General features: G+C 63.9%; 9 protein-coding genes. 8 read left to right on the forward strand and 1 reads right to left on the reverse strand.

From position 1 onward, the window contains the following. Positions 1–140: 140 nt before the first annotated feature. The 8 genes from LB547_RS07120 to LB547_RS07155 all read left to right on the forward strand — a co-directional run bounded on the left by LB547_RS07120 (position 141) and on the right by LB547_RS07155 (position 10,743). Entirely contained in the window at positions 141–1,820 is a 1,680-nt protein-coding gene (locus LB547_RS07120; RefSeq protein WP_140761431.1) for an amidohydrolase, read from the forward strand. Positions 1,821–1,973: 153 nt separating this feature from the next. After that, positions 1,974–3,068, forward strand: coding sequence for an ABC transporter ATP-binding protein (locus LB547_RS07125; protein WP_140657414.1), 1,095 nt, complete (start codon positions 1,974–1,976; stop codon positions 3,066–3,068). Further along, positions 3,068–3,988, forward strand: a complete 921-nt coding sequence (locus LB547_RS07130) for an ABC transporter permease (protein WP_140522306.1) — start codon at positions 3,068–3,070, stop codon at positions 3,986–3,988. Before LB547_RS07125 ends, LB547_RS07130 begins: the two co-directional genes overlap by 1 nt. After that, entirely contained in the window at positions 3,981–4,781 is an 801-nt protein-coding gene (locus tag LB547_RS07135) for an ABC transporter permease (protein WP_140496194.1), read from the forward strand. The genes LB547_RS07130 and LB547_RS07135 overlap by 8 nt, the downstream gene beginning before the upstream one ends. Before the next feature lie 23 nt (positions 4,782–4,804). Further along, entirely contained in the window at positions 4,805–5,839 is a 1,035-nt protein-coding gene (locus LB547_RS07140; protein WP_140761435.1) for an extracellular solute-binding protein, read from the forward strand. 64 nt (positions 5,840–5,903) lie between these two features. Beyond that, entirely contained in the window at positions 5,904–7,100 is a 1,197-nt protein-coding gene (locus tag LB547_RS07145) for a serine hydrolase domain-containing protein (protein ID WP_140761438.1), read from the forward strand. Between the two features lie 33 nt (positions 7,101–7,133). Then, positions 7,134–8,312, forward strand: coding sequence for a serine hydrolase domain-containing protein (locus LB547_RS07150; RefSeq protein WP_140624270.1), 1,179 nt, complete (start codon positions 7,134–7,136; stop codon positions 8,310–8,312). 121 nt (positions 8,313–8,433) lie between these two features. Further along, a complete protein-coding gene (locus LB547_RS07155; protein WP_224702880.1) occupies positions 8,434–10,743 on the forward strand; it encodes a Tex family protein in 2,310 nt (769 codons plus the stop codon). Here LB547_RS07155 and LB547_RS07160 read toward each other — a convergent pair whose 3' ends face one another. After that, complete coding sequence (locus LB547_RS07160) at positions 10,744–11,655, reverse strand: LysR family transcriptional regulator (RefSeq protein WP_140496190.1); 912 nt, start codon at positions 11,653–11,655, stop codon at positions 10,744–10,746. Positions 11,656–11,753 lie beyond the last annotated feature (98 nt).

The following is an 11,753-nucleotide window of genomic DNA, read 5'->3' on the forward strand; positions in this document are numbered from 1 at the left end:
CTTTTATCCACGCTGCCTTGGGGATAACAAGGGGAATTTCGAAGACAGCGCGCCGGCATCATCTTTTCCCATCGCCCCTCCCGCGGAGCGGCAGCTCGTGGGCAGTGGTTGTCGGTCTCAGTCAAAAGCGCGGAGTCGCGATGTCTGTCATGGGTGCGGGTCACAAGGCGGATCTGATCGTCATCAATGGTCGTGTGTTGACCATGGACGATGACAATCCGACCGCCGAAGCCGTTGCCGTCAAGGATGGCGCCATCGTCGCTCTCGGCAGCCAAGCCTCCATCGAAGAGTTCAAGGGCCCGGCCACCAGGGTCATCGACGCCAGGGGCGGTTCGGTGATCCCGGGTTTCATCGAAGCCCACATGCATCTGTTTTCAGGCGCGGCCGAGCTTGCGCATCTGCAGCTGTCGGGCGTCCACGGTTTCGAGGCGCTGCAAAAGGCGATCCGCGACTACGCGTCGACGCACCCCGATGCCAAGATGCTGGTCGGACAGGGCGTCGACTACACCGTGCTCGATGACGAGCGAGTGACGCGCCATCATCTCGATGCGATCCTGCCGGACCGGCCCTTCGTCATGGCCGCGCCCGATCACCATACGATGTGGGCCAACAGCAGGGCGCTGGACATGGCCGGCATCCTGAATGGGCGCGCGCTTGGCCCCGGCAATGAGATCGTCATGGGCGACGACGGCCTGGCCAATGGCGAACTGCGCGAGGGCGAGGCTTTCGGCCCGGTGCTCGATCTTGCCGGCGAGGGCCGGGTGCGGCTCGGGCTGGCGACGGGCGGCGAGCCAGACCCGATGCCATCGGCGGAAGAACGCGCCGCCGACCGCGACATCATGCGGCGCGGGCTCGCCTGGTGCGCGCGCCACGGCATCACCTCGATCCAGAACATGGACGGCAATCTCTACCAGCTCGAATTGCTGGCCGAGATCGAGGCCGAGGAGGGTCTGTCCTGCCGGGTGCAGATACCCTTCCACTACAAGAATTTCATGACGCTCGACATGCTCGACAAGGCCTCGGCGATGGCCGAGCGCTACAATGGCGAGTGGCTGTCGTCAGGCATGGTCAAGGTGTTCTACGACGGCGTGCTCGATTCCTGGACGGCCGTCATGATCGAGCCCTATGCCGACCGTCCCGACTGGGTGGGCGAACCCCTGTTCACGCCCCAGCAATTCATCGATCTCGCCGTCGCCGTCGACAGGCGCGGCCTGCAGATCGCCGTGCATTCGATCGGCGACGGCGCCGTGCGCGCCGTGCTCGACGGCTACGAGGCGGCGCAAAAGGCCAATGGCAAGCGCGACAGCCGGCATCGTGTCGAACATATAGAGGTTATCGCCGCATCTGATGTGCCGCGTTTCGCGGAACTCGGCGTCATCGCCTCGATGCAGCCGCCGCATCCGCCCGGCGCCATGGATTTTCCGCTGGAGCCGACTGTGTCGCGCATCGGACCGGCGCGCTGGCCGCTGAGCTATGCCTGGCGCACCCTGAAGAATGCCGGCGCGCATGTCGTGTTCGCGTCGGACTGGCCGGTGTCGCCGATCGATCCGATCCTGGGCATCCAGGCGGCAGTGATGCGCAAACCATGGGCATCAACCGATCCGGACCAGAGCTTCTCGCTGCGTGAATCGCTTGCCGCCTACACGGTCGAGGGCGCCTATGCCGAATTCGCCGAGCACCGCAAGGGCACGCTGAAGCCGGGCTATATGGCCGATCTGGTGGTTTTGTCGGCCGACATCGAAAAGACTATGCCGGCCGACCTGCACAAGGTGCGCCCGGTAACAACGATCTGCGGCGGCAAAGTCACCTACCAGGCCTGACATGGCATGCGGCTTGCCTGCTGAAATGGCGGACTGAAATGACCGACTGAACTGTGATTCAATGCCGGACTTGCCAACCCATCGGCCGTGTGGTCACATCCAACAGGGGAAAAGCTCCGCCAGCAAGAGCGGGGTCAACAGTGAGGCGTAATCGTGCCGGACAAACCGGATCGGAATGCGATTGAAGTAGTAAACGTCAGCAAAATTTTCGGATCGGGTGAGGGGCAGGTCGCTGCCCTCGACAAAGTCTCGGTATCCATCCGCGAAAACGAATTCTTCACACTGCTGGGACCATCCGGCTGCGGCAAGACCACCTTGCTGCGGCTGATCGCCGGCTTCGACTTTCCAACCGCCGGCGAAATCCTGCTTTACGGCCAGGACATCGCGCCATTGCCGCCCTTCAAGCGGCCGGTCAACACCGTCTTCCAGTCCTATGCGCTGTTCCCGCACATGACGGTGGCAGACAATATCGGCTTCGGCCTGGAGATGCTGGGCAAGCCCAAGGCGCAGATCAAGGCGCGCGTTGCCGAGATGCTGAAGCTGGTCAAGATGGAGGCGCTGGCGGGCCGGCGCACCGGCCAGATTTCCGGCGGCCAGCAGCAGCGCGTGGCGCTGGCCCGGGCGCTCGCGCCGCAACCGAAGGTGCTGCTGCTCGACGAACCGCTCTCCGCCCTCGACTACAAGCTGCGCAAGGAGATGCAAATCGAGTTGAAGCGGCTGCAGCACGAGACCGGCATAACCTTCATCTTCGTCACCCATGACCAGGAAGAAGCGCTGACGATGTCGGACCGCATCGCGGTGATGTCGTCGGGCAAGATCCTGCAAGTCGGCTCGCCGTGGGATATCTACGACAAGCCTGCCGAACGCTTCGTCGCCGACTTCATCGGCGAGACCAATTTTCTCACCGCGGCCATATCAGGCACCGGCAACGGCAAGGCGCGCGCGACGCTCAAATCCGGCACCACCATCGAGGCGACCGTCGCCGAAGGTTTCCAGCCGAAGGACAACGCCACCGTGGTGGTGAGGCCGGAGCATGCCAAGCTGACCAAGAGTAAGGGCGACCTGTCGGGCACGGTCGACAACATCGTCTATTTCGGCACCGACACGCATATCCATGTCCAGCTCGACAGCGGCGAAGCCTTCACCGTGCGCCAGCAGAACACGCGCAGCGCCGGCTGCGGTTTCGAGCGCGGCGACAAGGTCGGCATCCTGATCGGCAACGACGCCGCGCAAGTGCTGAGGGACTGATGGCCACCGCCGAAGAAGTCGCCAAGGCAGCGGAGCGGCGCGACGTCCGCGCCCGCTGGTTGCTGTCAGCGCCGGCGCTGCTGGTCATTCTGCTCGCCGCGACCGGCCCGTTGCTGATCGTGCTCGTCTATTCGTTCCTGACGCCCGGCGCCTATGGCGACGTGAAGTGGCAATTTTCGCCGGAAGCCTGGGTGTCGGTGTTCATGGAACGCGACATTTTCGACGACACGCTGTCGCTGGCGGCCGCCCACGTCACCATCTTCCTGCGCTCGATCAAGCTCGCGGTGGTGACGACGCTGGCGACTTTGGCGCTCGGCTTCCCGACCGCCTATTTCATGGCGACGCGCAGTGAAAAGACCAGAGATCTCTGGCTGTTCCTGATCACCATCCCGTTCTGGACTAACCTTCTGATCCGCACTTTCGCTGTTCTGCAGATCATCCGCAACGAAGGCATCGTCAATACCATCCTTCTGAAGCTCGGCATCGTCTCGGCGCCGGTGCAGATCCTCTACACCGACACGGCGATCCTGATCGGCATGGCCTATGTCTACCTGCCGCTGATGGTGCTGCCGATCTATGCCAGCATGGAAAAACTCGATTTCCGGCTGGTCGAGGCCGGCTACGATCTCTACGCGACACGCTTCAAGGTGCTGCGCAAGATCATTTTCCCGCTGGTCAAACCCGGGGTCATCGCCGGCTCCATCCTGGTCTTCATTCCGGCCCTTGGCGCCTATGTGACGCCGAGCGTGCTTGGCGGCGGCAAGAACATGATGCTGTCCAACCTGATCGAATTGCAGTTCGGACAGGGCCGCAACTGGCCGCTTGGCTCGGCGCTGTCGATCACGGTCATGATCATCGTCATGGTGGCGCTGCTGGCCTATGTGCGCAACGCCGGCAAGTCGGGGGTGCGTCATGGCTAGCAACTTCTCCATCAAGCACCAGCCTGGCTTCACCGCGATCGCGGCAACCTGTTTCGTCGTGCTCTATTTGCCGATCATCGTGCTGGTCATCTACGCCTTCAACGCGGCGAGCTCGACCTCGGAATGGGGCGGGTTTTCGCTCAAATGGTTCCAGTCGGCCTGGCAGAACACGCAGGTCATCGATGCGACGATGCGTTCCTTCCAGATCGGCGCCATAGCGGCGGCCCTTGCCACCATCTTCGCCACAATGGCCGCGCTCGCCACCACGCGCACACCGCCCTATCCCGGGCTGACCTTCAAATACGCGGCCATCAACCAGCCGCTGATGGTGCCCGAAATCGTCACCGGCGTGGCGCTGCTGATCTTCTTCTCGCGCATCAAGATCTTCACCGGCTATTCCGGCCTTGGCTACCTGATCGCCGCGCATACGGCGTTCTGCATCCCGTTTGCCTACCTGCCGATCCGGGCGCGGCTGGAGAATATGGACCTGACGCTGGAACGCGCCGCTGCCGACCTCTATGCGACGCCGTGGAAGACCTTCCGCCGCATTACGCTGCCGCTTTTGTGGCCCGGCATCCTCGCCGGCCTGATGCTGGCTTTCGTCATCTCGCTCGATGACGTCGTCATCACCGAATTCGTCAAGTCGGGCGGCCAGGACACGCTGCCCACCTACATGCTCGGCCAGATCCGCCGCGGCATCACACCCGAGATCAACGCGATATCGACCGCCTTCCTGCTGCTTTCGGTCGCGATCGTCACGTTGTTTTTCTTTGTCAGCAGGAAACGAGACTGAAACCGATAATGGGAGTTAAAACGATGAACTGGAAGACAACAGCGGCCGCCATGGGGTTGGCGTTGCTCGCTTCGACGGGCCTTGCCCGCGCCGACGGCGTGCTCAACATCTACAATTGGGGCAATTACACCAGCCCCGACGTGATCAAGAAGTTCGAAGCCAAATACAACGTCAAGGTGACCATCACCGACTACGATTCCAACGATACCGCGCTTGCCAAGGTGCGCCAGGGCGGCACCGGTTTCGACATTGCCGTGCCTTCGCAGACCTATGTACCGATCTGGATCAAGGAAGGCCTCGTTCAGGAAACCGATCCGGGCAAGATGGAGAACTTCAAAAACGTGGCGCCGGAATGGGCCAATCCTGAGTTCGATCCGGGCCGCAAATACACGGTTCCGTGGGCCTGGGGCACGATCGGCGTCGTCGTCAATACCGACGCCTACAAGGGCCCGGCCAACACGTGGGGCATCATCTTCAACACGCCCGACGAGTTGAAGGGTAAGGTCAACGTCGTACCGGAGATGGGCGACGTGATGTTCGCCGCGATCAAGTATGTCGGCGGCCAGCAATGCACCAACGACAAGACGGTGCTGAAGAAAGTACGTGACCTGCTGGTGGCGGCCAAGCCGAACTGGATCGCCATGGAATACAACACCATTGAGAAGATGGGCGCCGGCGACTTCAAGGCAACCAGCGACTGGAATGGCTCGGCTTTGCGTCAGCGCCTCGCCAACCCGGCCATCCACTTCAACTACCCGAAGGAAGGCTATGGCCTGTGGAGCGACAACGTCGTCGTCCTGAAAGAGGCCAAGAATGTCGAGAACGCCAAGCTGTTCCAGAACTTCATCATGGATCCGGAAAACGCGGCCGGCCTCTCGGCCTTCCATCGTTACGCCAATGCCATCGCCGGTTCGGACAAATACATGCCGGCCGACATGAAGGACGCGCCGGAAGTCGTCATTCCGGCCGACGCCAAGCCGCTTGGCGAACTGCAGCAGATGTGCGCGCCAGAGACGCAGGAACTCTACACCAAGATCTGGACCGAACTGCAGAAGTAATCGCCGCATGACGGACCCGGCGGCACATGCCGCGGGGTCTTTTCCGTTTCCGGGAATGGCTTTCATGGACTCCTATCGCAACAGCGATCCGCGGCCGCCGATCATGCAGGGCTCGCCGCCCGCCATGGTGCCACCAAGGCTCGACTGGGACAGGCCGCCCTGGAACCGCTGGGCTTTCCAGCACATCAGGGAAATTCTGCCGACCGTCGAAGTCTGGCGCGGCAACGGCCACCGTCACCGCCTCGAACGCGCCGAGGTCGATCTCGACGGGCTGCCGGTCGAGGACAGCACGGGACGGAAGACGACGCTCGCGGGCCTGCTGGACGAGACCTATACGGATGGCTTCCTGGTGCTCAAGGACGGCAAGATAGCCTATGAGCGCTACTTCAACGGCATGGACGAGCGCACGCTGCATCTGTCGCAGTCGATGGCCAAGTCGGTCACCGGCTCGGTGTTCGGCATACTGGCCGGGCGCGGGCTGGTCGATCCGGCGAGGCCGGTGACGGACTACCTGCCGGAATTGAAGGCAACCGGGTGGGCCGGCGCCAACGTCCAGCACGTGCTCGACATGACGACGGGCGTGTGTTTCTCGGAGGAATATAACGACCGTTATTCCGACATAGGCCAGGTCGATGTCGCCACCGGCTGGAAGCCGGTGCCGCCGGGCAGCGATCCGGACTTTCGCTGGCCCGCGCACATGTTCGAGCTGATCCTGGGCTTGAAGGACATTGTCCGGCCACATGGGGCGGCATTCGAGTACCGCTCGGTCGAAACCGATGTGCTCGCGTTCATCCTGGAGCGGGTGACCGGCAAGCGGCTGGCGCAACTGGTCTCGGAAGAACTCTGGCAAAAGCTCGGCGCCGATGAAAGCGCCTGCTTCACCGTCGACAGCGCCGGCTACGCGCTGGCCGATGGCGGCTTCAACGCGACGCTGCGCGATTATGCCCGCTTCGGCCAGCTGATCCTCGATAATGGCGGCGGCATCGTGCCGGCCGACTGGATCGAGGCGACGCGCAGCGGCAGCCACGGACCGGGCTTCAGTCCAAGCCTGCCAGAGGGCAGCTACCGCAACCAGTTCTGGATCGAGAATCCCCATTCGCGGGCGCTGATGTGCCGGGGCGTGTTCGGGCAGATGATCCACATCGACTGGAATACGCGGATGGTCGTGGTGAAGCTTTCGACCTGGCCGGATTTCAGCAATGTCGCCTATTCCATGGCGACGCTGAAGGCCGTGCATGCCATCGCCGCCGCGCTGAGCTGAACCCCCACAAGACACGACCTGGAAGGAAATGCCATGACCGGCAAGACCGCGTTCGAGACCCGTTACGGCTTCCGCCGCAACCAGGTGCTGCTCGCCAACTGGCGGGAAAATCCGTTCAACCGATGGTCATTCCAGAACGTCGGCGAGCTGGTGCCGAGCGCGCGTGTCGCCGCCCTGCCGGTCAACGAGGCGCCGGCCGAGGATTTCGGCGGATTGCTCGACGAAAAGATCGCGGTGGCGAGCACGCCGGAAACCGTCGCGGCTTTTCTCAGCCGCTCGCACACGGATGCGCTGACCGTCATGAGAGGCGGCAGGATCGTCGGCGACTGGTTTGCGCCGCATATGGATTTCGGCGCCCGCCACATCATCTTTTCGATCAGCAAGTCGGTGACCGCGATCATGGCCGGCATATTGGAAGGCGAGGGCGTGTTCGATCCGGAAGCGCCGGTGACGGCCTACATGCCGGAAGCCGGCGGTTCGGCCTATGGCGAGGCTACCGTGCGGCATGTGCTCGATATGAGTGTCAGCCTCGATTTCGAAGAAGCCTATCTCGATCCCGAAAGCGCCTTTGCCCGCTACCGGCGCGCCACCTTGTGGAACCCCGGCGGCGGCACGGAAAGCCTGCGTGAATTCCTCCTGACGCTGCAGCGTCTCGCCGAGCCGCATGGCCAGACCTTCCGCTACCGGTCGCCCAATTCCGACCTGCTTGGCCTGCTGCTCGAACGGGCGTCCGGCCAGCGCTTCGCCGACCTGATGTGCGAGAAACTGTGGCTGCCGCTGGGCGCCGCCAGCGAAGCTTCGGTGGCGGTCGACATGGAGGGCACGGCGCGCACTGCCGGCGGCATCTCGGTGACGCCGCGCGATCTGGCGCGCGTCGGCGAGATGATGCGGCAAGGAGGCACTGCGAATGGCCGCCGCATCGTGCCCGAGGCCTGGGTGCGCGACACCACGGTAACCGGCGGCAGTTCTGAAGCCTGGCAGCGTGGCGCCATGCTGCCGCTGTTTCCCAAGGGCCGCTACCGCAACAAATGGTACCAGACAGGACATGAGAACGGGGCCTATTGCGGCATCGGGATCCATGGCCAGTGGCTCTATGTCGACCCCCGGACGGAAGTGGTGATCGCCAAGATGTCGTCGCAGCCCGAGCCGGTCGACGATCCGCTCGATCTCGAGATCGTCGCATTCTTCGAAGCGCTGAGCCGGATGGTCTGAGCGGCCGCAACATTAGGGCGCGCTTTCCTGTGGACCTCTGTCGCCGGCGAAACCGCGAAGGTTGGCGGGCAGGATATCTGCGCCTATGGTCGCCGCTCTTTTCGAGAAGAGCAGGAACGGCATGGCATCCGACATCAAGCGCATCGCAGCCATTATCGCGACCGAGATTACAGCGCGGCCCGAACAGGCTGCCGCTGCCATCGGGCTGCTCGACGAAGGCGCGACCGTGCCGTTCGTGGCGCGCTACCGCAAAGAGGTGACGGGCGGGCTCGACGACACGCAACTGCGCCTGCTGTCGGAGCGTCTTGCCTATCTGCGCGAGCTCGACGCGCGGCGTGACACCATCCTTGGCTCGATCCGGGAGCAGGGCAAGCTGACCGACGAGCTTGAAACCAAGCTCGCCGCCGCCGTCACCAAGGCCGAGCTGGAGGACATCTACCTGCCCTACAAGCCCAAGCGCCGCACCAGGGCGGAGATCGCCCGGGAGCGTGGGCTGGGACCCCTGGCGGAAGCCATCCTGGCCGACCGTTCGCTGGTGCCGGCGGAACTCGCACTGGCCTATCTGACCGAGGACGTGGCCGACGCCAAGGCGGCACTTGAGGGCGCGCGCGACATAGTGTCGGAGCAGTTCGCCGAGAATGCAGACTTGGTCGGCAAGCTGCGAAGCTACATGAAGGAACGCGCCTTCATGCGCGCCAGGGTGGTCGACGGCAAGCAGGAGGCGGGTGCGAAATTCTCCGATTATTTCGACCATGTCGAGCGCTGGGCCACCGTGCCGAGTCACCGCGCGCTGGCGATGCTGCGCGGCCGCAACGAGGAGGTGCTGTCGCTCGACATCGAGGTCGATGCCGACGACTCTTCACCGGTGAAGCCGGTAGAGCGGATGATCGCCAATGCCTACGCCATCGGCGGCAGCCTGCCGGGCGATCGCTGGCTGATGGAGGTCGCAGGCTGGACCTGGCGCATAAAACTATCCCTGCACCTGACGCTCGATCTGATGCGCGACCTGCGCGAACGGGCCGAGGAAGAGGCGATCCACGTCTTCGCCCGCAATTTGAAGGATCTGCTGCTCGCCGCCCCCGCCGGATCGCGGCCGACGATGGGGCTCGACCCTGGCATCCGCACCGGCGTCAAGGTCGCGGTGGTCGACGGCACCGGCAAGCTGGTGGCGACGACAACGGTCTATCCGTTCCCGCCCAGGAACGATGTGCGTGGCACGCAGGCGGAGCTCGCCAAGCTCGTTCGCCTGCACAAGGTCGAGCTGATCTCGATCGGCAATGGCACCGGCAGCCGCGAAACCGAGAAGCTGGTGTCCGACATGCCTTCCGACGGCGGGCCGAAGCCGCTCAAGGTGATCGTCAGCGAGGCCGGCGCTTCGGTCTATTCGGCTTCGGCGACGGCGGCGGCGGAATTCCCCGGTCTCGACGTATCATTGCGCGGTGCGGTGTCGATCGCGCGCCGCTTGCAGGATCCGCTGGCCGAACTGGTCAAGATCGAGCCGAAATCGATCGGCGTCGGCCAGTATCAGCACGATGTCGACCAGTACCGGCTTGGCCGCTCGCTGGAGGCGGTGGTCGAGGACGCCGTCAACGCGGTTGGCGTCGATCTCAACACGGCTTCGGCGCCGCTTGTGGCGCGGGTTTCAGGGCTCGGGGCGTCGCTCGCAGACGCCATCGTTGCGCATCGCGATGCCACCGGCCCTTTCGCCAGCCGCAAGGATTTGCTCAAGGTCTCCCGCCTCGGGCCGCGTGCGTTCGAGCAATGCGCCGGCTTCCTGCGCATCCCGAACGGCTCCGAGCCGCTCGACGCCTCGGCCGTGCATCCGGAAGCCTACGGCGTGGCCAAAAAGATCGTCGCCGCCTGCGGGCGCGATGTGCGTTCGCTGATGGGCGACAGTGCGGCGCTGAAGGCGCTCGATCCGCGCGTTTTCGTGGACGAGCGGTTCGGCCTGCCGACAGTGCGCGACATTTTGGCCGAACTGGAAAAGCCCGGCCGCGATCCGCGCCCCGGCTTCAAGACGGCAACCTTCGCCGATGGCATCGACGACATCAAGGATCTGAAGCCCGGCATGCTGCTGGAAGGCACCGTCACCAATGTCGCCGCCTTCGGCGCCTTCGTCGACATCGGCGTCCACCAGGACGGGCTGGTGCACGTTTCGCAACTGGCCGACCGTTTCATCAAGGACGCGCATGAGGTGGTCAAGGCCGGCGACGTGGTCAAGGTGCGGGTCGTCGACGTCGACATCAAGCGCAAGCGAATCGCGCTTTCCATGCGCAGGGATGGTGGCGAGGGCAGCGCATCGCGCGGCCCGCGCGACAATGGCGGCGGCAGGCCGGCGCCACGCTCGCCCGCGCCGCAGCGCCAGCCGGAGCGACCGGCGCAGCAAGGTGCGTTCGGCGCGGCGTTGGCGGATGCGTTGAAGCGGAAGTAGCTACCACGCCAGAACAGCCGGGTCCTTTTCAACCTGGCTCGTCAGCCAATCTCGAAAACTCGCGACCGGCGGATGGCCGCGCTTGTCGTGCGGGACGACTAGATAATAGGCGCTGCGGCTGTGCATAGGCTGGCCGGGCGCGGGCACCAGCTGGCCGCGCTGCAACTCGCCTGAGATGAGGATTTGCGGCAGCAGAGCCACGCCCAGACCCGCCATGCAGGCCTGGGCGGCGGTGCCGAACTGTTCGAACTGCATACCCGGTCCGGTCGGCGCGCTCAGGCCCTGATGCTCAAACCATTCTGTCCAGGCGCCAGGCCGCGTCGCCATGTGCAGCAGCGGCAGACGGCCGATGTCGGCCGGCGTGGCGATGGAGCGCTCGGCGAGAAATTCGGGCGACACCACCGGGGCCACCACCTCCCGCACCAGCAGCGTCGAGTCTGCCTCGGGCCAGTCCGGCAGGCCATAATGGATGGCGGCGTCCAGCCGCTCTCTGGCGAAGTCGAAGCGGCCGACGCGGGTGACGAAGTTGATGGTGATGTCGGGATTGTTGTCGACGAAGTCTGGGATCATCGGCATCAGCCAGCGCGTGCCGAAGGTCGGCAGGATTGCGAGGTTCAGGATGCCGCTATGCCGATTACTCATCAATCCAAGCGCTGCGTCGCGCAATTGGCCAAGTGCCGAACGGACCACTTCGGCGTAGGTTTCGCCCGCCGCCGACAGCCGGACATTGCGGCTGTCGCGCTCGAACAGCCGGCGGCCAAACTGGTCCTCGATCAGCCTGATCTGCCGACTGACGGCGCCCTGGGTTAAATCCAGCTCCTGGGCTGCAGCGGTGAAACTGCCAAGCCGGGCCACCGCTTCGAAGGCGGCAAGCGCGTTGATGTTAGGCAAAAGACGACGTTGGACGCTCATGATCTATTCCTAACGCTCATTGATCGGTGAAGCAATTTCGTTTGATTTTTTCAGGCCGTGGGCCGATAAGCCGGGCTTCACCCGTTTTTAAGGATCGA

It is taken from the genome of Mesorhizobium sp. B264B1B (assembly GCF_020165765.1).
Taxonomy (GTDB): domain Bacteria; phylum Pseudomonadota; class Alphaproteobacteria; order Rhizobiales; family Rhizobiaceae; genus Mesorhizobium.

What these genes read in the sequence shown, in the direction of transcription:
- LB547_RS07160 (WP_140496190.1), bottom strand. Translation starts at nt 11,655, where the DNA reads ATGAGCGTCCAACGTCGTCTTTTGCCTAACATCAACGCGCTTGCCGCC.
- LB547_RS07130 (WP_140522306.1), top strand. Translation starts at nt 3,068, where the DNA reads ATGGCCACCGCCGAAGAAGTCGCCAAGGCAGCGGAGCGGCGCGACGTC.
- LB547_RS07150 (WP_140624270.1), top strand. Translation starts at nt 7,134, where the DNA reads ATGACCGGCAAGACCGCGTTCGAGACCCGTTACGGCTTCCGCCGCAAC.
- LB547_RS07145 (WP_140761438.1), top strand. Translation starts at nt 5,904, where the DNA reads ATGGACTCCTATCGCAACAGCGATCCGCGGCCGCCGATCATGCAGGGC.
- LB547_RS07135 (WP_140496194.1), top strand. Translation starts at nt 3,981, where the DNA reads ATGGCTAGCAACTTCTCCATCAAGCACCAGCCTGGCTTCACCGCGATC.
- LB547_RS07120 (WP_140761431.1), top strand. Translation starts at nt 141, where the DNA reads ATGTCTGTCATGGGTGCGGGTCACAAGGCGGATCTGATCGTCATCAAT.
- LB547_RS07155 (WP_224702880.1), top strand. Translation starts at nt 8,434, where the DNA reads ATGGCATCCGACATCAAGCGCATCGCAGCCATTATCGCGACCGAGATT.
- LB547_RS07140 (WP_140761435.1), top strand. Translation starts at nt 4,805, where the DNA reads ATGAACTGGAAGACAACAGCGGCCGCCATGGGGTTGGCGTTGCTCGCT.